Here is a 20016-nt window from a genome sequence, read left to right as displayed (position 1 = left end):
CGCATCTTTGTACTGTAAATAATTCGAAACAAATAATAACTAATTAAAAATAAACAAAATGAAAACACTTATTTCAACATTAAGCCTTTTATGTATCTTTACTTTCAGCAACCCACTATCTGCTCAATCAAAAAGAGCCGCAGCGTCTGCCGGAAGATTAGAATTTATTGAAGTTGAACCAAATGTAAAACTTCATGTAACAGACCTTGGAGAAGGACAACCTATTGTATTAATACACGGATGGCCTTTAAATGATGCAATGTATGAATATCAATATCAATATTTCGTTGAAAAAGGTTTTAGGGTGATTGGAATATCAATGAGAGGATTTGGAAAATCTGACAGACCTTACGGGAAATATGATTTTGACGTTTTCTCAGATGACATCAAGGTAGTATTAGAAAAACTTAAAATAAACAATGCCGTACTTGGCGGTTTTTCTATGGGCGGTGCAGTTGTAATACATTATATGGCAAAATATAATGGAGCACATGTGAGCAAACTGGCACTTTTTGCTGCTGCAGCACCTTCGTGGAAACAGCGTGAAGGTTATCCTTATGGCGCATCTGATGAAGCAGCTGCTGGATTAATACAGACAACAAGAACAAACAGACAGCAATTGATTGAAGATTTTGGTAAAGCGTTTGCGGCATCTGAAAATGCAATATCTGCAGGTATGGCTCAATGGCTGGCGAGTATCAATTCTGATGCATCTCCTTACGCAACAACCCAGTCTATAATAGCATTACGTGATCTTGATTTACGTCCTGCCTTATCTAAAATCAATGTGTCTGTAGCAATATTTCATGGAACTAAAGATAAACTATGTGATTTTGTCTTCGCAGAGCAATTGCACAAAGGTCTAAAAAACTCCTACATTGTAAAGTTTGAGAACAGCGGACACGCACTTTTTATTGAAGAAATGGAAAAATTTAATACAGAGCTTGAAAAGTTTGCAAAAAAATAATTATGCATAAAGTTTATTAAATTTGTTTGTAACAAAGCAAAGATTAGCAGCTAATATTCAGTAACATTGCCGGTCTTTATAAAGACCGGTTTTAATAGAATCGATAATGAAAGAACACATTTTTGACGTAAGCCTGAAAAAAATAGGAATGCTGAAAGTAGATAATGAAGGCCTCGAAATGATCAATTCTGAAGTTTACAAAGAATATATAAAAGTGTTATATCTAGCTGCAGACTGTAAGATCAAAGTAGATTTTCAGGTGTATAATACTTCGGGCAGTTCTCTCTTTTTTATAAGTCCAAATCAAGTATTGAGCATTGAGGAAATTGGTGATCAAACAGGTTTCTTTATATTTTACAACAGTGATTTCTACTGCATTCAGATTCATGATGAAGAAGTAGCGTGTGATGGACTGCTGTTTAATAATATTAATAATATGCCTATGACAACTGTACCAGAGAAAGAGTCAGCATTTATTGATTATTTATTTGTTCAGATGCAGGATGAGTTTATTTTGAAAGATTCCTCACAGGAAGAAATGCTCCGTACCTATTTGAAACAAATTTTTATAAAAGCAACCCGGCTATGGAAATTGCAGCATCTTGATGGTATATTATCGCAGCAGCACAATGATCTAGAATGTTTCAGGCGTTTCACTCAATTAGTCGAAGCAAATTACAAACAAAAACATAGTGTTGCAGACTATGCCGATATATTAGCAATGGCCCCCAAAACCCTCACCCATAAATTCAAGAGGATGAACCTGCCGCAGCCCAACGAAATTATCAAAAACCGCATTATATTGGAAGCGAAAAGACTTTTAGTTCACACTGCCAAAAGCGCCAAAGAAATCGCATATGAGCTTGGTTATGAAGACCCAGCTTATTTTAGCCGTCTTTTTTTCATAAAAACCAATGAAACTCCATTTGGTTTTAAGAACAAATACCTAAGTGCTCAGGCTGTAGGAGAAAGTATTTAAAAAATTAAAATAACTAAATATTTTGTGCACGCCTTTCTATGCCTATTTTTAATTACATAAGTAGAAGTGTACAGCAAATTAGGTATCCGAGCATTAATGATGGGATTCGAATTATTTCTCACAATTATACTTTACTTGATAAAATCGTACTAACAAAGAATAGTAATAATTATAAAAACTACGTGAATACTTACCCAAAATAAACCACTAGCAAAAAAATGCATTCCCGAAAATTTATCGTATTTTTATAAAACAGCTGTTTTTTAAAATGTGGAAATGTAATCGCATTAGACACAATAACAGCAGTAAAACAACTTTAAATTATAATAAAATGCAGGACATAGAAAACAAAACAGCCTACATCACCGGCGGGGCAAAAGGCATTGGTTTGGGAATTGCGCAGGCCTTATTAGAAAACGGAGTAAAAGTAGCAGTTTCTGGGAGGGATAAAAAAGCGCTTGAAAACGCAAAGCAAATTTTAAACAGTGAAAATCTAATTGTACTGCAGTCCGATGTCAGAAACTTTAATGACGAACAAAGAGCTATTGAGCAGATTGTATCGCAATTCGGAAAGCTCGATGTTGTCATTGCCAATGCAGGAGTGGGTAAATTTGGATCCATAGACGACATGTCACTTGAAGACTGGAACACCATGATTGAAACCAATCTTACAGGAGCTTTCCATACTCTCAAAGCATCTGCAGCACAGCTCAAAGCAAACAAAGGCTACTACATCTCTATAGCATCTTTGGCTGGGGCAAATTTCTTTGCTAACGGCGCTGCCTATAATGCCTCGAAATTTGGTTTGGTGGGTTTTACACAAGCTGCTATGCTTGACCTTCGCGATTATGATGTAAAATGTACGACCATTATGCCAGGTTCGGTTTCTTCAAACTTTAACGGCCATACGCCAAGCGAAGCCGATAATTGGAAAATACAGCCTTCAGACATCGGGCAAATGGTGGTCGATCTTTTAAAAATGAACTCAAATGTACTGCCAAGTAAAATAGAAGTCCGTCCTACCAAAACAAAATAAATAAAAAGAAACATATTTACTGTTCAGTAGGAATATGTATTGTGGGTAAGGATTTACTAAACAGAGTTTATTTTCTATTCAATTAATATCATAAAATATAATAATATGAAGTTTGGTATTTTGCTGACAACAATTCTAATTATAGCAGTAAGCTGCAAATCATCAAAAGCTTTAGCTTTTAAGGAGTCGCTCGACCAGTTCGAACGCAGAGCCTTTGAGATTGTACTTGGGAAAGAAGGTCCAGGTGAAAAAAAACTAAAATGTCTGGTAAAAGAGGATTATAAAGGTGCTTTAGCAGCTGTAGAGCAACAACGCGAAGAGTTTGACAAGCTTATTGCTGACATCAAAAAAATTTCTACTAACAATATCTCAGAAGGAGAATCAATTAAAACTGCTGCACTTGAATACTATCAGTCCCTTGAAGAGCTTCATGTATTTGATAAAAAAGAAATAGAACAGCAGGCTCTTCTTCGAACACTGAAGGAGAATCAATTGGAAGATGCCAGCAATAAACTTATAGCGCTGGCACGACAAAAAAAGATGCTTTACAATAAGGTGCACAAAAAAGAAGCTCTTCTGCATACTGCTGCTAAAAGCTTTGAGGTTGCAAATGGTTTCTGATATTTTTTTTCAATTTTCACTCAATGTAGAACTGATTGCAGTAAATTGAACTTTTGACCGATTTATATTCTTAACGTCGAAACTTTTAAAATCTATTTCTTTAAAACACAGCAACTATAGTATTTCATCCAGTACAGCTTTAAGATCTTCGAATGTATCAGGCTTTGAAATGTATTTTACGATCGTATTGTTTTTTAAAAGCCAAGGAATCATTATTTGCTCATCTGGCGTTGAAAACATTACCACTTCAATATCAGCCAGCTTGTCATAGCTGCGCAGACGGCGTATAAATTCCAGTCCGTTTATAAAAGGCATATTATAGTCCAGCAGTATCAAATCAGGGAGCTTTTCAGTAGAATTAAGTTCTGCAAGTGCTTTAATAGGATTGCTTGAGGTTCGGCAGCTCACATCTTTGTTCAAAGATTGGATGGCATCCATAAAATTTGTAATATCATCTTCATCATCATCCACAAGAAATATATCTTTTCGCAACATAAAATTTAATTTAATACAGCTGTCTTTACAGCAGTTTAGTAGTAGTTTAAATATAATATTATTTTTAATTAAAATCTAAAGAACACTCAAAAAAGTCATTTTTAATAAAAAAACAAAAAAAAACCAAGTTCATTGTGTTATTCTTCTGACACAGAATCAATCAACTTGCCCCGCCTGCTTTTATTGTCTTTCTCTTACTCCTTGTAATAATGTAAAGCTCCAGCTGGTATTCTGTAAATAAATCATACAGCTATTATTTAATTTTATAAAACGTACAAGATGCAATTTAAGGATGTTACAAGAACAGGATCAAGAAATTCTGCTTGAAACATCATACCTCAAAAAACAGCAGTCTTAAAAATAATAAAGTACAAATTTAAACTTACAGTCATGAAAAACAAGAATAATACCTCCGAGAATACTAAAGACCTAACTAACGGTCAGAATACTGACAACAGTTCTAAGAATAGCCAGCCAGAAAACGGGGAAACAGGAAAAAGCAGTAAAAATGCAAATGATACGGACACGCGTATTGAAAATAACCGCTATGATTCAGAAAATCTCGATAAAGAATCAGACGCGAAATCAAAGGATATAACCGAGCAGGATATTGAAAAGGATCTGAAAGAAAACGACCAGTATGAAAATCTTGGCATTGAAGGATCAGAAGTACATACTCCAGATCGTCAAGAAATTGAAGATGAAAAATTTGATATTCACGAAGTGGAAAGGACTCCTATTCATGAGAAAGAATTCGAAATTGGCGAGCTCAGCAACGATGAAATCAAAAATGATGAAATTGACACAAATGAAATCAATCCTCCTCAATGGAAAAAGAATAACCTATAATGTTCACTGAATCGTAAAAGTTCATTAGCTTAAAAACTAACAAATGCTGTACCCAAAAAATTGGTGCAGCATTTTTTTGTATAATATCGTCTCCCTCATATAAGATATTTCAAAAATTATATAATAGCATCCATTACAACATCTTTATATTTGAATATCAACTCCTTAGCAAATTAAAATGGACGAAGTTTTTTTTAAAGATTGGAAAAGTATTGGACATGTAGTACTCGCCACAATCATCGCCTTTATTACTTTATTTTTTTTTCTCAGAATTTCGGGAAAACGCACTTTAGCAAAACTTAACGCTTTTGACTTCGTTGTCACCGTTGCTCTGGGATCTACCTTGTCGGATATGATGCTGGCAATGGTACCTCTGATTGAAGGAGCCATAGTTCTCATCCTTATTATCGGTTTGCAGTACATATTTGCCTGGACTGCCCGCATGTCAAAGAAAATGGAAAAGGTCTTAAATGCCGTTCCGATTCTTTTATTTTATGATGGAAAATTTATAGAAAAAGCCATGACCAAAGAAGCTGTAACCAAAGACGAACTATACTCTACAATCAGGGAGTCAGGAATTGATCAGATCGATGAGGTAAAAGCAATTGTTATGGAACTTAACGGACAGATCACCGTGGTTAAAAAATCCGATGGTACAGGAAAGAGTTCATTAGATGATATTCAGATATAAAGTATGACTCAAAATACTGTCTAAATCTAGCGTTTTTTTGTTTATGATCTTCTTAATTTCAGAGAAACAAATACTATATACAACTTACTAAAAAACAGCATATTAAATAAATTAAAAAAGGGGAATTTTCCCCTTTTTTGGTACCTGTACATTTTTCTACTTTAGTCAAATCTTATCAGCCTTGTTTCGCTCATCAATTAATTACAGTCAGAAGCCCCTTTTCTAATCACAATCTGCGCCCTGAATCTTATTCCTTCCCCAAAAATTTCATTTAGTATTTATATAAATTTTATCAAAGATGATTTTTGAAGTAATACAAATAATTGCAGAACAAGTAAATAACTATCTCGTGGAAATTGGGTTAGAAAAATCTGTTGTTCCAGAAAATATTGCTTTATTAGAGTCTCAAAGTCACGAAGGCGATTTTTTAAAAGACGGCGTGGCACTTACCTTAATCAATATAGACGAAGAAGCTGCTTTAAAAAACTTCCCAAATCATACTGTCGAAAATACTAAAACAATTTACAAAAACAGTGTCATCAATTTAAATCTGTATATCCTTTTTAGCGCTAATAGAGATAAGTACATCAATTCTCTTAAAGATATTTCAAAAATTATTGAATTTTTTCAGGGAAAAAAACTTTTTACCCAAGCCAATACTACTTATAACAGAAACAGCAGCGCCATGAGCAATGTAGACAACTTTAGATTTTCGGTCGAACTCTACACTCCTACTTTTGAAGAACTCAATTATATCTGGGGAACACTGGGCGGAAAACAGCTTCCATGTGCTTTATATAAAGTGAGCATGATACAAATAGAACGCAATATAGTGCAGGCAGAAGGACAAGTTATTGGCGAGTTTACCGGAATAACCAAAAGAAAAGAACAATCATGAGTTTTGCCGCTAAATATGGATTGCTGTTTGAGGTAACGCTTCTTCATAATTATTTTCTAAATAACGGAGAAGAAACTTATACAGGCATGTCTGCTACTAAAAAAGAAAAAATGCTGCAACAATTTAATACAGATGCATTTGCGTCAATAACGCCTGCGTTAGAAACTAATACTGTTCTCAAAAACTACAAAATGCTATTCAAAAAAATCAAAACAGGTTTTAGAATCTACATTAAAGTAAAAGAAACAGATGAATCAGACCCATTTATAAAAATCCCAAAAGATTTGAACTTGAAATTTTTAATTAAACTAAATGACTATCAATTTGAAAATTATACTAATCTTGATTTTGCTCGTACTCAGCTTTATCTCTTCAGTAATGTTAAACCATTAACTGAACCGGTTTCATTTGAATATCTTCCAAAAATAAATGACAGCAAGCTAATTTCAAATGCGTACTTAGTATCTGAAGAAACCTCTGCCCATTTAATTGCAGCACTGCAGCCGTCAGAACAACAAAATGTTTTTGGGCTTATTTCGCTAACAATTAAGGGCGACAACACTTCAGGCAACATTGTAACCAATTTGGGCAAACTAATAAGTCCCAATTTTAAAATTCATTTTGATAATCGGAAAACACTTTGGAAATACATCAACCGTAAAGCAGGAACCGAAATTAAAACCAATGCTGCCAAACCCCTAACCCGCTCCGGTTTTGTTGAAATTGATCCCCTCACCGATTTTACGCCTTCCCAGCCTCCTGAAAGCCAATACCCCAATCCATCTGTAAAATCCATAACAAAAATCAATAGTGATTACTATTCGGAAATATTTATTTAATAATTAAAAAACAAATCAATTATGGCAACAACTTACAAAACGCCTGGAGTATATGTTGAGGAAATCGTAAAGTTTCCCCCTTCTGTTGCCCAGGTAGAAACAGCGATTCCAGCTTTTATTGGCTATACCGAAAAAGCCACGAACAAGATTAACGGAGATTTGAAATTACAACCCACAAGGATAACTTCTCTTTTAGAATACGAACGCTTTTTTGGCTTTGCAAAACCAGAGACAACAATTAGTGTTACCATTAATGATGTTGCGACTGAAAATGGAGACACCAGATCTATTGTAGTCGATCAACCAACTGTAAAACAGCCTTTTTTGATGTATTATTCCATGCAGTTGTTTTTTGCTAATGGCGGTGGTCCCTGCTACATTATTTCGGTTGGCCGTTATGGAGATGATTTAGATGAAGATGACTCTCAGATTACAGCAATCAACAATATTGATGCCTTGAATGACGGATTATTAGAATTAGAAAAGGTAGATGAACCAACACTAATTCTATTTCCCGATGCAACAAAAGTAAGCGGAATAAATAGCACTGATTTCTACGGATTATATAATAATGCCCTAATGCAATGCCAAAATCTTCAGGACAAATTTACTTTAATCGATACTTTAAGTTATGATGAATCAAGCCCAACAGATTCTAATATAGATGATTTAAGAGCTAAAATTAGTTCTGAAAAAGACACTATTAAATACGGTGCTGTTTATTATCCGCACCTCGAAACCATATTGGATTATGCTTTTGACAGCAATAAAATCATCCTAAAACATTATTCCTATACCGCAAAAGCCTATGATCAAATTGCCACAGGTCTGGCAGGTATCGAAAATGCAACAACTGGGATTGATGCAACCGTTGCTAATTTAATTGATGTTACCACTGCTCCAGGAAATATTTCCGGTCAAATGAGCGATCTGCTTTTACAAATGTACAGTAACGATGCAACTGGTTTTGATTTAGGAGGCACATTTGTTAGTGATCCAGCCAAAAAAACAGCTTTTCTGGATAAACTGAATATCTTGCTTGCTTCTTTAGAAAATTTATCTCTTTTGAAAAATTCGCTCAACGACGAAGCAAATGCCGCAATCAGCACCATATCCGATGAGGATATGAATATTGCAACCGGTATTTCAAATGCTTTAACCGCCTTTAATTCAAACTTTATCGGTACAGATAAAATTGACTCGGTTTATAAAAACTTAAAAGCTTTAAAGAAGAAAATACAGGATGAAAACGCTACAACAAAACTGTTGAAAATTATATCAACAGATGCCGTAAGTTTTGATAAAGAATTAAGAAAACTTGTAGACTATACAAATTTGAATACTCAAACTGGAATTACGCTAGTTACCAATAATTTTTCTGGCATTCAAGCCAATTTGCTGTCACTTTTAAATACTATCAAATCTGTGAGCGGAAAAGATGTCAATAATGGAGCATTAAACGGAAGAAAATTAAACACCTTAGAAACTATCGATAATGCGACTTTTAATAAGATACTAACCGAAATTTACAACCTGCCCATAACACTTCCTCCAAGTGCTGCTATTGCGGGAGTGTATGCCAGAGTTGACAGAGACAGAGGCGTTTGGAAAGCTCCAGCAAATGTTAGCTTGAACTACGTAATAAAACCAACGGTTAAAATAACAAATACCATTCAGGACAACTTAAATGTTGACACTGTTGCAGGTAAATCTATCAACGCTATCAGAACATTTACCGGCAAAGGAACCTTGGTTTGGGGGTCAAGAACCTTAGCCGGTAACGATAGTGAATGGCGTTATGTACCCGTTCGCCGCTTTTTTAATATGGCCGAAGAATCTATTAAAAAAGCAACCGAACAGTTTGTTTTTGAAGCCAACGATGCCAATACGTGGATACGAGTACGAGCCATGATAGAAAATTTCTTAATTCTCCAATGGAGAGCAGGAGCCTTGGCAGGAGCCAAACCAGAACAAGCGTTTTATGTTAGAATTGGTCTGGGACAAACGATGTCGGCTGTAGATATTTTAGACGGTAAAATGATAATCGAAATCGGAATGGCAGTAGTTCGTCCGGCTGAGTTTATCATACTTCGTTTTTCTCACAAAATGCAGGAATCTTAATTAAATCATCATTAAAAAATATAAATCATGAGTTATCCGTTACCAAAGTTTCATTTCTCAGTTGACTGGGGTGGAACAAAAATAGGTTTTACAGAAGTTTCCGGATTAGATGTAGAAACTGAAGTTATTGAGTACCGTCAGGGCGCAAGTCCCGAATACAGCAAAATCAAAATGCCGGGCATGCAGAAGTTCTCTAACATTACCCTTAAAAGAGGCACTTTTAAAAGTGATAATGAATATTACAACTGGTGGAATACCGTAAAATTAAACACCATCGAAAGAAGGGATATTACCATCAAATTGCTGAATGAGGAACACGAACCAGTAATTACCTGGAAAGTAAAAAACGCATGGCCTGCAAAAGTGCAGTCAACTGATTTAAAAGCTGATGGAAACGAAGTTGCCATCGAGTCAATGGAGTTGGTCCACGAAGGTTTATCTATTCAAAATGACTAGTTATGGCTAATTATTATCCACCCGTAGGTTTTCATTTTCTCGTTGAATTTGATAAGCTGGGCACAAAAGAACAAGACCATCAATTTCAATCGGTATCAGGACTTTCTGTAGATCTTGAAACCGAAGAAATTGTCGAGGGTGGAGAAAATAGGTTTAAACACAAACTTCCGGTAAAAACCAAATATCCAAATTTGGTTTTAAAAAGAGGGATTCTTATTGATTCTGAAGTAATTGACTGGTGCCGAAAAGCCTTAGAAAATTTCGATTTTAAGCCCGTAGATTTAACGGTTAAACTCTTAGATCAGAACCATAAACCTTTAATGCACTGGAAAGTCATACATGCCTATCCCGTAAAATGGGCAGTTGAGGATTTAAGTGCTTTAGAAAGCAAAATTGTCGTCGAGAGCTTTGAACTCGCTTATAATTATTTCACACTTCATCAAAAATAATGCTGCCATGCCAATTGAAATCAAAGAGCTTCACATTAAAATAAATGTGAGCGAAAACTCAAATTCGGGTACAAAACCAGCTTCTTCTTCTAATACTGAAAAAGATACCGTAGCTGATTGTGTCGAGCAGGTAATGAAAATTATTGAACGAAAAAAAGAACGCTGATATGACCACAACTGGAGAATTAAAGAAACTGAAGATTATTGCTTACAGCGATCCTCAATTCAACAATCCAATTTCGGATATTAAAGAGTTCATTACTTTGATGAATCCCGAAAAATATACTTTTCATTACAAAATAGCGCAAGACACAACGCAGGCTCCCGGAACGAGCAGTCCGGCGCCAAGATTTGCAGCAATTGCTCCAGAAGAATTAGAATTAGATTTTGTATTTGACCGAACAGGCGTTATTGCCGGCAAAGAAACTACCAAAAATGGTGTTATTGAAGATATTGAGCATTTTAGAAAAGTAATTTTAGACTATAACGGAACTGAACATAAGCCCAATTATTTAAAAATTGCCTGGGGAAGTCTGTTGTTTAAAGGTTCTCTTACGGACATGACGATTGAATATAAACTTTTCAGACCTGATGGAACGCCCATTAGAGCCATTGCAAAAGGAAAATTTAAAGGAGTTGTTGAAGATGAGTTACGGGCAAAACAGCAAAACAATCAATCTCCAGATTTAACGCATACCCGAATTGTAAAAGCGGGCGATACGCTTCCGTTAATGTCTTTTAGAATCTATGGCGACTCCAAATATTATCTCGAAGTAGCGAGAGTGAACAAGCTAATTAATTTCAGAAAATTACAAATCGGCCAGAAAATATTTTTCCCACCTCTGCAAAAACAACAATAGATGAACAATAGCGGCGTCATACAAACCAGTAAAAGTGCAGATTTAGTTACGCACAAATTACTCATTGAAGGAAATGAACTCTCTGGTATTTACCAAGTAATGAGCATTGTGGTTCATAATGAGGTGAACAGAATACCTATGGCGCAGATTATTTTGACTGATGGTGATGCCGCTGCGCAAGATTTTAAATTAAGTAATGAAGATCTGCTTATTCCAGGAAAAAAAATAGAAATAAAAGCAGGTTATCACAGTGACGAAGAAACCATTTACAAAGGAATTGTTGTAAAACATTCCATAAAAATAAAAGACAATTCATCGCTGTTAATTGTAGAATGCAAAGACGAAGCTGTAAAACTGACTATCGGCAGAAAAAGCAAATATTTTTATGATGTCAAAGACAGTGATGTTTTTGAAGAAATTATAGGTACGTACGGTTTGCAAAAAGAGGTAGAAAGCAGCAATTATAGTCACAAAGAGTTAGTGCAGTACAACACTTCTGACTGGGATTTTATAGTCTCGCGTGCGCAGGCTAATGGAAAATTATGTTTTGTTGAAAACGGAAAAATTTCGATAAAAAAACCTGATTTGGCTTTCTCACCAGTTGAAACAGTGGCTTTTGGTTCCAGTATGCTCGATTTTGATGCCGAAATGGATGCCCGAAATCAGTTTGCTAAAGTTTCATCCTATAGCTGGAATGCCTCCAATCAGGAATTATTAGAAATGGAAGCCAAAGATCCGAGCGTCAGTCTCAATGGAAATTTAGCTCCTTCGAATTTATCTGATGTCGTAAAGCTCGAAAATTTAGAACTGCGTCACGGCGGTAATGTTACCGATACCGAATTACAGGATTGGGCCGATGCAAAATTATTATTTCAGCAGCTTTCAAAAGTTCGCGGAAGAGTAAAATTTCAAGGCATTCCCGCAGTAAAACCCAACACGATTATTACACTTGAAGGCGTAGGAGATCGTTTTAACGGCAAAGCCTATATTACGGGCGTTTTCCATGAAATTGCAAACGGCAATTGGACTGTAAACGCGCAGTTTGGATTGAATCCTGAATGGTTTTCTGAAACTTATAATATCAATACGCCATCGGCTTCAGGAATAATTCCATCCATAAAAGGACTGCATATTGGTATTGTCACCCAGCTGCAGGACGATCCCGACGGCGAAGACCGCATTTTGGTAAAAATACCGATTATCAATAACGAAGAACAGGGCATTTGGTGCCGAGTAGCTGCCTTGGATGCAGGTGACAACAGAGGTACTTTTTTCAGACCAGAAATTGAAGACGAAGTAATTATTGGCTTCATCAACGAAGATCCTAATGATGCAATTGTACTCGGAATGCTTCACAGCAGTGCAAAACCTGCCCCTCTAAAAGCAGCTGACGATAACCATCAAAAAGGGATTTTTACAAGAAGCGAAATGAAAGTGCTCTTTGATGATGAGAAAAAATCGATAGCCATTGAAACTCCGGCAGGCAAAAAAATAACACTGGACGAAGACAAAGGATCTATAGTTATTGAAGACGAAAATTCTAACGTGATTACCATTGACAGCGCAGGAATAAAGATGGAAAGTGCGGGCGATATTTCGATAAAAGCAGCAGGCGATGTCAAAATTGAAGGCACCAATGTAAACCTAAAAGCAACGGCCCAATTTAAAGCCGAAGGCAGTGCCGGCGTAGAAATGTCATCGGCGGCAACAGCTATTTTAAAAGGCAGTATTGTACAGATAAATTAAGTTATTTCAATTGCTTTCAATTAAAAAAATATTTTTAACACATAGAAACATAGTTTTTTATGTCGAAAAAAGAAAGTAAAAGAAACCAGTTTCCACATATAGATAACTATGTGCATCTAAATTAGTGAAACGCCTTTTTTAAAGGCTGCAAAACTATGTTTCTATGTGTTAAAATTAAATACACCTAATAAAATTAAAACAATAATTATGGGAGCTCCAGCCGCAAGAATCAACGATATGCATGTTTGCCCGATGGTAACCGCCACTGTCCCCCATGTAGGCGGACCAATATTGCCGCCGGGTACACCAACAGTATTAATAGGCGGCCAGCCTGCAGCCTGCCTGGGAGACATGATCGTTTGTACAGGTCCGCCAGACAGCATTATAGCCGGCTCCAGTACAGTACTGATTGGCGGAAAACCAGCCGCAAGAATGGGAGATTCTACTGCGCATGGCGGTACGATTGTAATAGGATGTCCAACCGTTTTAATAGGTTAATCATGGAAAATAAAGAAGCTTTTTTAGGAACCGGATGGAGTTTTCCGCCCGAGTTTAAAAGAAACAATAAAGGGGTCGTCATGACAACTGACGAAGCAGATATTAAAAGCAGCCTGGAGATCATGCTTTCTACCAAAATAGGCGAACGCATTATGCTGCCCAGATACGGTTGCAATATGGATGAACTGCTTTTTGAAACATTAGACAGAACACTCAAAACCTATGTTTCAGAACTCATAAAAACGGCGATTTTATATTACGAACCCCGAATTGATGTCGAAAAAATTGACATCACACAAGGTGATGATTTAGAAGGGGAATTATTGGTCATAATCGACTACAGAATAAGAAGTACAAACTCAAGAAGCAATCTTGTTTATCCCTTTTACAAAGGAGAAGGCACTAATATTTAAAGTTTAAACTATGAGTACCAACAGCCACATAGACAATGTTATTTTTAAAAGAAATGGAGTCAATCAGGAAGAACGCTTTAGTGACGCACTAGAGCCGGGCAACTTAAAACTTCATGATTTTACTATTGAAGACTGGCTGTTATTTGCTTATAATTTTGCCAGAGAAGTTAACTTTTTTGATACTAATAACGATAAAAACCCTGAAGGAAACTGGCAGGAATTTTTCAGCTATTTCGGATTTTCAAAAGAAGATCTTCCGTATGGTATTCCGAAAAGAACGGATAAAGAATACGCTGCTTTAAAAGAAAACATCACCAAAACATTATCGAATGCTCATATAAACCAAGACCTTACTCCTCACCTGACCTTGTTTGTGTGTTTTCTGAAATTATTAGAATTATCTCAAAACAAACTCAATCTTATAACCAAAAAACATTTAGATTTTTTCTATAAAGACATTCTGCAAATCGAAAAACTGCCCGCAAAAGCAGACAAAGTGAATATTATTTTTGAACTGGCGAAAAAAATCGCCGAAGAGAAAATTGCCGTAAACACAGAACTTGATGCCGGAAAAGATCCCGACGGCAAAAAATTAATATACAAAACCACCGAAGAATTTATTGCCAATAAAACCAGCATAGCGTATCTGAAAAATGTGTACAATGACGTTGATCGAGGTAAAATAAAATGCAGTGAAATAGCAAATTCCCTTGACGGAAAAGGCGAACCGCTAAAAGAAGACGCTCCATATTGGTTTCCTTTTGGATATACATCTGATAAAGAGAAATATCCGGAACTGGACGATGCCAAATTAGGTTTTGCAATTGCCTCAGAATTGTTTAATCTTAAAGAAGGTGATAGAAATATTGACATCACCATTACTTTTGATCAGGTTTTTAATTTTTCAAATATTCCTTTTACAACAGATGAACTTTTAAACCACATCAAAATTTTATACAGCGGTAAAAAAGGATGGATTGAAAATTTTGGACTTAGCAAAAACGTTGGTTTTAAGAATGGATTTCAATCTTCTAGTATTGATGGAAACCAATTAAGATTGGTTTTTCAGATTCCGAAAGATGATCCGGCAGTTGTTGGTTATGACCAGAAAGTTTTAGGCGAATTTTTCTCGACAGAACTTCCTATTATTCGGTTTTTAATCGATACGTCAGATAAAAATGGACACAGTCTTTTTAGAAGTTTAGTAACAAAAACAGTAAACAGCATTACTGTAAAAATGGAAGTGAATGATGTTAAATCGCTGTTATTAGAAAGTGATACTGGTCTGCTGAACGCAGCAAAACCCTTTTTCCCTTTTACAACACAACCCGAAAAAAACAGTTCGTTTGTCATCAATTATCCTGAAATATTCTCAAAAAAATGGACCGAAGCCGACATTAACATAAAGTGGAAAAATACTCCAATTTCATTCGAAACGCATTATGCTGCCTACAAAAAGAGTTTTATAGAAACAATAAGTAAAAGGATTTTTATTGATGCCATGTTCATCAATGCAAACAATGCTGCTAAACTGAATGTCAACCAGCCTGAAGATGGAGCTGCAAAAAAAAGTGATCCAGAAATAAAAGCTGTTGCAGCAACTAACACTTCAACAACAGTAAACACTGGAGATCCAATTGTTACAGCCAACTATTTTAAAGCAACAGCAGCTGTTTTAGATAAAGAAGTTTGGCAGGAGCAAAAAACAGACGTCAATTTATTTGATTATTCTGCAGAAGATCAATTATTTGAATCTACTATCAATTTAAAAGGGAGCGATTATGAGATTGGCAAAAGCGGCCCGATCCGATTGACCTTAAATCAATCGTTTTTGCATTCGTTATTTCCCAAAATATATACTTTGGCGATAATGAATGTGGCAGCAGACCCCGCAACACCAATTCCGAATGAGCCTTATACACCCGTTGTAGAAAGCATCAGCCTGAATTATGCTGCGGAGGAAAACATTGATTTTAAGGTTTCTGCCTATGATTCTAACCGAATAAAATTGTTTCATGAAGCTCCTTTTGGGCAGCGCGAAGAGCATTCTTATTTGAAACAACAAGCCCTCAATAAAGAAATATTAGATCCCGGCACGCCTATTACAAATTATCTGGTTCCGGATTATTGCAATGGAGGCGAATTTTATATCGGTCTTCAGGATGCCGAAATATCACAGCAGATTTCATTATTATTTCAAATATTAGAAGGAAGCGAAAATACCGCAGTTCCCACTTTTACAGGAAAACAAAAAGTAGAATGGTACATCTTATGCGATAATTATTGGAAAAATCTGGGAAAAGATATTTTGGCAAATGGTATCGATAACTTTTTAAAATCCGGTATTGTTAAATTTAATATTCCAAAGCAGGCAGCCAATGACAATACACTTTTTCCAGCCAATACCATTTGGGTAAAAGCAAAAATGCACAAAGAATATGATGCGGTCTGCAAAGTTATCGATGTAAAAACTCAGGTTGTTACCGCGCAGTTTTTTGATAACAACAACAATTTATCGCATTTAGACAGCACCTTGCCCGCCAAAACAATATCGAAATTAATTACCAGAGTGCCGCAGATTAAAAGTATCGAACAGCCTTTTAATTCATTTTCAGGAAAACCCTTGGAGTCAGATCCCTCCTATTATCTGCGTGTCAGTGAACGCCTGCGACACAAAAACAGGGCGATAACACTTTGGGATTACGAGCATCTTATTTTACAGGAATTTCCAAATATTTTTAGAGTAAAATGCCTTAACCATACTTTTATTTCGGGCACCAATACCTCTTTTTTAACGCCGGGAAAGGTAACGCTGGTCGTAATTCCAGACATCGTAGACAAAAATGTATTTGATATCTATGAGCCGAGAGTAAGCACCGCAGTGTTGAACAGCATAGAGCGTTTTATTAATTCTAAAAATTCAATGCAGGTGCATGCAAAAGTAATTAATCCTGATTATGAAAAAGTTATAATCAAACTGGATGTGAAGTTTTATCCCCAATACGATGAGAACCTTTACAAGAAAAAGCTCAACGAAGATCTTATAAAATTTTTATCCCCCTGGGCATTTGACACCTCTAAGCAAATCATATTTGGAGTCGAACTGCAGCGCAGTATCGTTATAGAATATATCGAAAATTTACATTATGTAGACTTTTTATCGACGCTTGAAATGGCAATTTATATCGATAAAAAAACAGATAAAGAAAACCCTAAAATACTGGACGATACCGAAAACAACAAGGCCAATATACCGCTTTTAGACTTTTTAACCACACTCTCACCGTCAAGTCCAAAAAACATTTTAGTGTCTGTTAAAAACCACATTATCAATACCAACATAATAACATGCACAACAATAACCCCAGAAGAACCTGAAAAATGTCGATACGAACCCAACATATAACCATTCCTAAAAAAGCAGCGACTGAGGACGATTTGGATTTCTTTTATTTGAGAAAAAAAGGAATCGAATACATAGAGTCTTTCGGCAGTAAACTTTGGACTGATTTTAACGAGCATGATCCGGGTATCACAATGCTCGAGATGCTCTGCTACGCCATTTCAGATCTTGGCATGAGACTCAATCTGCCTATAGAAAATATATTAGAATCAAATGACAGTAATAAAGGCATTCCAAAACAATTTTTTAAAGCCTCAGAAGTATTGTCGTCCAGTCCGGTCACGCAAAATGATTACCGAAAACTATTTATAGACATAAAAGGAGTGAGAAACTGCTGGCTTGCAAAACATGAAAAAACAGTTTATGTCGACTGCAAAAAAGATAAACTTTCTTATGATAGTAAGGATTTTGAAGATTTAGCAGCCACTCCAAATTTAAGAAAGTCTTTTGAGCTCAACGGCTTGTATGATCTTTATGTAGATTTTGAAAGCTCAAAACCCTCAGAAATAGAGATCGTAAAAGAAAAAATAAGAAAGCAGTATCACGCCAACAGAAACCTTTGCGAAGATCTTGTGGATATCAAAAAAGTGACAGACTATCCTATAAAAATATGTGCCGATATTGAAGTCGCTACCGAAGCCGATGAAGAACTAGTTCATGCCAATGTCATTGATGCTCTCGAAAGTTATTTATCGACAACGGTCAATTTTTATTCTTTAAAACAAATGATGGACAAAGGATATTCAACTTTGGAAATTTTTGATGGTCCTAGTTTAGAGAACGGTTTTATTGATACTAAAGAACTGCTTATAGCCGATTTAAGAAATGAAGTACGTCTTTCAGATATTATGAGAATCATCATGTCGGTGCCGGACGTACTGCTGATTAAAGATATTTCTTTGGGAAATTGCGGCGGTGACGATCTCGAAAACAAATGGCTTATCTGCCTTGCACCTTACCAAAAACCTGTTGTTTGTGCTAAAAGTGTTTTCAATTACAACAAAGGATTATTGCCTTTGAATATCAATCAGGCGCAGGTAAAAATTTATTTAGATGCCATAAAAGCCGAAAAAGACAAAGCGACAACCAATGCCAGCCAGAATAAAGAATTAGAAATACCAAATGGCGAATATCTGAACACCGATTTTTATACCACCATACAAAATGATTTTCCTGAAACCTATGGTATTGGCGAAGTCGGACTTCCTTCAAGAGCCTCTATCGAACGTAAATCTAAAGCAAAACAATTAAAAGGCTATCTTTTATTCTTTGATCAGATATTGGGAAGTTATTTTAAACAATTGGGTCAGGTAAGCGAGTTGCTTTCTGTCAGCGGCAACTTAACAAGAACGCTTTTTACTCAAGTCGTTAATGACATTGAAGGTGCTGATGACATTGTAAACGGCTATGAAAATTACAACGACGAAACTATTACGGCACTGCTTTTTGACCAGCAGGACAATAATATTGAACGAAGAAATAAAATTCTAGACCACCTTTTGTCTCGTTTTGCCGAAAATTTTTCGGAATACGTTTTTGTCAACAAAACCATTTACGGCAGCACTACAGATCAGGTCGTACTGCGTGACAAAGAAAACTTTTTAAAAGATTATAAAGTAGTCAGCAAAGAGCGAGGCAATGCTTTTGATTATTACAAACAGCCTATTTCCAATTTATGGAATACCACTAATGTTTCAGGAGCCGAAAAAAGGATTTCGAGACTAATAGGTATTAAAGATTACAGCCGCAGGAATCTTTCTAATTCGTTTGTCCAAATGTACAATTTCATTGACACAGACAATCAATCGGTTTATAGATGGCGTATTGTAGATCAGAACGATGAGATTGTACTTTCTTCCACAGCAGAATACTTTGATACTTCGGCCGCTAATAAGGAACTTTATTTTGCCGTATTGCAGATTATTCAGACTCGGGAATATAAAATAAAAGAAGCTTTTAAAAACGGCACAATACAGGATTTATCCATTATCGACAATATTTTAATTCAGCAGTCAGATACCGGAAAATATTCGTATGACATAATAAATCCGGCAATTAAAGACAAGAAAAACCCCAACCGTATTATTGCCCGCAGATTTGAATACTATAGTCTGACGGATTTAGAAAAATCGATTCTGGAATTGATACGTTTTATGAAAGAAGATTTTACCGAAGAAGGAATGTTTTTGATCGAGCACATGATGCTTCGCCCCGACGTAAATCTGACCACAGTAAATCCGGATACCTTCATGCCTATCTGCGCAGATGAATGCGATAGTTGCGAACCCATAGATCCCTACTCCTATCGTGTAAGCGTAGTCCTGCCTGGATATACACTGCGATTTGCCAATACCGATTTTAGAAATTACATCGAAAAAATAATTAAAGAAAAACTGCCCGCTCACGTTCTGGCAAAAATATGCTGGATTGGATACCGGGAAAAAGATGTAAAAGACCCCGCAGAAAACCAGCTTATTCAATTTGAAAAAGCATACAAAGACTATTTGTTTGCCAAAACGGATTTAAATCAGGAACAGCCGGAACCTCAATTAATCAGTTTTATTAAAGCGTTAACCGTTCTCGACAATGTTTACCCAACAGGACGACTGTTTGACTGCAGTGATGAAAACGAGCGATTGTCAGATAAAATTATACTAGGAAAAACGAATTTAGGATCATTATAAAAACTATTCCA

At 35.9% G+C, this 20016-nt stretch carries 19 protein-coding genes; 18 read left to right on the top strand and 1 reads right to left on the bottom strand.

The genetic code is table 11. From position 1 onward, the window contains the following. Positions 1-58 precede the first annotated feature (58 nt). The 4 genes from HYN86_RS14065 (at position 59) to HYN86_RS14050 (ending at position 3603) form a co-directional block, all read left to right on the top strand. Positions 59-967, top strand: coding sequence for an alpha/beta fold hydrolase (locus tag HYN86_RS14065; protein WP_113678605.1), 909 nt, complete (start codon positions 59-61; stop codon positions 965-967). A 106-nt stretch (positions 968-1073) separates the two neighbouring features. Then, the gene (locus HYN86_RS14060) at positions 1074-1946 is read left to right on the top strand and encodes a helix-turn-helix domain-containing protein (protein ID WP_113678604.1); all 873 of its coding nucleotides are present in this window, start codon (positions 1074-1076) and stop codon (positions 1944-1946) included. Between the two features lie 331 nt (positions 1947-2277). Continuing rightward, on the top strand, positions 2278-2982 hold the full coding sequence (locus tag HYN86_RS14055) for an SDR family oxidoreductase (RefSeq protein ID WP_113679951.1): 705 nt from the start codon (positions 2278-2280) through the stop codon (positions 2980-2982). 105 nt (positions 2983-3087) lie between these two features. Then, a complete protein-coding gene (locus HYN86_RS14050; RefSeq protein WP_113678603.1) occupies positions 3088-3603 on the top strand; it encodes a hypothetical protein in 516 nt (171 codons plus the stop codon). 114 nt (positions 3604-3717) lie between these two features. Here HYN86_RS14050 and HYN86_RS14045 read toward each other — a convergent pair whose 3' ends face one another. Then, on the bottom strand, positions 3718-4098 hold the full coding sequence (locus tag HYN86_RS14045; protein ID WP_113678602.1) for a response regulator: 381 nt from the start codon (positions 4096-4098) through the stop codon (positions 3718-3720). A gap of 390 nt (positions 4099-4488) precedes the next feature. Between HYN86_RS14045 and HYN86_RS14040 the strand changes: the two genes are divergently transcribed. The 14 genes from HYN86_RS14040 to HYN86_RS13980 all read left to right on the top strand — a co-directional run bounded on the left by HYN86_RS14040 (position 4489) and on the right by HYN86_RS13980 (position 20005). Further along, positions 4489-4947, top strand: coding sequence for a hypothetical protein (locus tag HYN86_RS14040; RefSeq protein ID WP_113678601.1), 459 nt, complete (start codon positions 4489-4491; stop codon positions 4945-4947). Between the two features lie 178 nt (positions 4948-5125). Continuing rightward, complete coding sequence (locus HYN86_RS14035) at positions 5126-5638, top strand: DUF421 domain-containing protein (RefSeq protein ID WP_113678600.1); 513 nt, start codon at positions 5126-5128, stop codon at positions 5636-5638. 298 nt (positions 5639-5936) lie between these two features. Continuing rightward, on the top strand, positions 5937-6536 hold the full coding sequence (locus HYN86_RS14030; protein WP_113678599.1) for a DUF4255 domain-containing protein: 600 nt from the start codon (positions 5937-5939) through the stop codon (positions 6534-6536). Continuing rightward, positions 6533-7375: a hypothetical protein gene (locus HYN86_RS14025; RefSeq protein ID WP_113678598.1), complete on the top strand. Its 843-nt coding sequence runs from the start codon at positions 6533-6535 to the stop codon at positions 7373-7375. The genes HYN86_RS14030 and HYN86_RS14025 overlap by 4 nt, the downstream gene beginning before the upstream one ends. Positions 7376-7396: 21 nt before the next feature. Further along, entirely contained in the window at positions 7397-9496 is a 2100-nt protein-coding gene (locus tag HYN86_RS14020; RefSeq protein WP_113678597.1) for a phage tail sheath family protein, read from the top strand. A 27-nt stretch (positions 9497-9523) separates the two neighbouring features. Next, the gene (locus HYN86_RS14015) at positions 9524-9952 is read left to right on the top strand and encodes a phage tail protein (protein ID WP_113678596.1); all 429 of its coding nucleotides are present in this window, start codon (positions 9524-9526) and stop codon (positions 9950-9952) included. A gap of 2 nt (positions 9953-9954) precedes the next feature. After that, positions 9955-10401, top strand: a complete 447-nt coding sequence (locus tag HYN86_RS14010) for a phage tail protein (protein WP_113678595.1) — start codon at positions 9955-9957, stop codon at positions 10399-10401. 7 nt (positions 10402-10408) lie between these two features. Then, positions 10409-10567 carry a DUF5908 family protein gene (locus HYN86_RS21075; protein WP_205334604.1) on the top strand — a complete coding sequence of 53 codons (159 nt, stop codon included), beginning with the start codon at positions 10409-10411 and terminating at the stop codon, positions 10565-10567. A 1-nt stretch (position 10568) separates the two neighbouring features. Then, positions 10569-11261: a CIS tube protein gene (locus tag HYN86_RS14005; protein WP_113678594.1), complete on the top strand. Its 693-nt coding sequence runs from the start codon at positions 10569-10571 to the stop codon at positions 11259-11261. Next, complete coding sequence (vgrG, locus tag HYN86_RS14000; protein WP_113678593.1) at positions 11262-13007, top strand: type VI secretion system tip protein VgrG; 1746 nt, start codon at positions 11262-11264, stop codon at positions 13005-13007. A gap of 207 nt (positions 13008-13214) precedes the next feature. Then, complete coding sequence (locus HYN86_RS13995) at positions 13215-13505, top strand: PAAR domain-containing protein (protein ID WP_113679950.1); 291 nt, start codon at positions 13215-13217, stop codon at positions 13503-13505. Positions 13506-13507: 2 nt separating this feature from the next. Beyond that, positions 13508-13918 (top strand): GPW/gp25 family protein, encoded by a 411-nt coding sequence (locus HYN86_RS13990; RefSeq protein ID WP_113678592.1) that lies wholly within the window; start codon positions 13508-13510, stop codon positions 13916-13918. Between the two features lie 10 nt (positions 13919-13928). After that, entirely contained in the window at positions 13929-17324 is a 3396-nt protein-coding gene (locus HYN86_RS13985) for a baseplate J/gp47 family protein (protein ID WP_113678591.1), read from the top strand. Beyond that, positions 17300-20005 (top strand): hypothetical protein, encoded by a 2706-nt coding sequence (locus tag HYN86_RS13980; RefSeq protein WP_113678590.1) that lies wholly within the window; start codon positions 17300-17302, stop codon positions 20003-20005. Before HYN86_RS13985 ends, HYN86_RS13980 begins: the two co-directional genes overlap by 25 nt. Positions 20006-20016 lie beyond the last annotated feature (11 nt).

This window comes from Flavobacterium fluviale, from assembly GCF_003312915.1.
GTDB lineage: Bacteria > Bacteroidota > Bacteroidia > Flavobacteriales > Flavobacteriaceae > Flavobacterium > Flavobacterium fluviale.
The sequence above is the reverse complement of the archived record's forward strand: the minus strand, read 5'-3'. Positions and strand labels throughout refer to the sequence as shown.

Excerpts from the sequence above, each read along its gene's own strand:
- HYN86_RS14055 (WP_113679951.1), top strand. The coding sequence starts at position 2,278 with ATGCAGGACATAGAAAACAAAACAGCCTACATCACCGGCGGGGCAAAA.
- HYN86_RS14035 (WP_113678600.1), top strand. The coding sequence starts at position 5,126 with ATGGACGAAGTTTTTTTTAAAGATTGGAAAAGTATTGGACATGTAGTA.
- HYN86_RS14005 (WP_113678594.1), top strand. The coding sequence starts at position 10,569 with ATGACCACAACTGGAGAATTAAAGAAACTGAAGATTATTGCTTACAGC.
- HYN86_RS14060 (WP_113678604.1), top strand. The coding sequence starts at position 1,074 with ATGAAAGAACACATTTTTGACGTAAGCCTGAAAAAAATAGGAATGCTG.
- HYN86_RS14025 (WP_113678598.1), top strand. The coding sequence starts at position 6,533 with ATGAGTTTTGCCGCTAAATATGGATTGCTGTTTGAGGTAACGCTTCTT.
- HYN86_RS14015 (WP_113678596.1), top strand. The coding sequence starts at position 9,524 with ATGAGTTATCCGTTACCAAAGTTTCATTTCTCAGTTGACTGGGGTGGA.
- HYN86_RS14030 (WP_113678599.1), top strand. The coding sequence starts at position 5,937 with ATGATTTTTGAAGTAATACAAATAATTGCAGAACAAGTAAATAACTAT.
- HYN86_RS14020 (WP_113678597.1), top strand. The coding sequence starts at position 7,397 with ATGGCAACAACTTACAAAACGCCTGGAGTATATGTTGAGGAAATCGTA.
- HYN86_RS14045 (WP_113678602.1), bottom strand. The coding sequence starts at position 4,098 with ATGTTGCGAAAAGATATATTTCTTGTGGATGATGATGAAGATGATATT.
- HYN86_RS14040 (WP_113678601.1), top strand. The coding sequence starts at position 4,489 with ATGAAAAACAAGAATAATACCTCCGAGAATACTAAAGACCTAACTAAC.
- HYN86_RS14065 (WP_113678605.1), top strand. The coding sequence starts at position 59 with ATGAAAACACTTATTTCAACATTAAGCCTTTTATGTATCTTTACTTTC.
- HYN86_RS14050 (WP_113678603.1), top strand. The coding sequence starts at position 3,088 with ATGAAGTTTGGTATTTTGCTGACAACAATTCTAATTATAGCAGTAAGC.
- HYN86_RS21075 (WP_205334604.1), top strand. The coding sequence starts at position 10,409 with ATGCCAATTGAAATCAAAGAGCTTCACATTAAAATAAATGTGAGCGAA.
- HYN86_RS13980 (WP_113678590.1), top strand. The coding sequence starts at position 17,300 with ATGTCGATACGAACCCAACATATAACCATTCCTAAAAAAGCAGCGACT.
- HYN86_RS13990 (WP_113678592.1), top strand. The coding sequence starts at position 13,508 with ATGGAAAATAAAGAAGCTTTTTTAGGAACCGGATGGAGTTTTCCGCCC.
- HYN86_RS14010 (WP_113678595.1), top strand. The coding sequence starts at position 9,955 with ATGGCTAATTATTATCCACCCGTAGGTTTTCATTTTCTCGTTGAATTT.
- HYN86_RS13995 (WP_113679950.1), top strand. The coding sequence starts at position 13,215 with ATGGGAGCTCCAGCCGCAAGAATCAACGATATGCATGTTTGCCCGATG.
- HYN86_RS13985 (WP_113678591.1), top strand. The coding sequence starts at position 13,929 with ATGAGTACCAACAGCCACATAGACAATGTTATTTTTAAAAGAAATGGA.
- vgrG (WP_113678593.1), top strand. The coding sequence starts at position 11,262 with ATGAACAATAGCGGCGTCATACAAACCAGTAAAAGTGCAGATTTAGTT.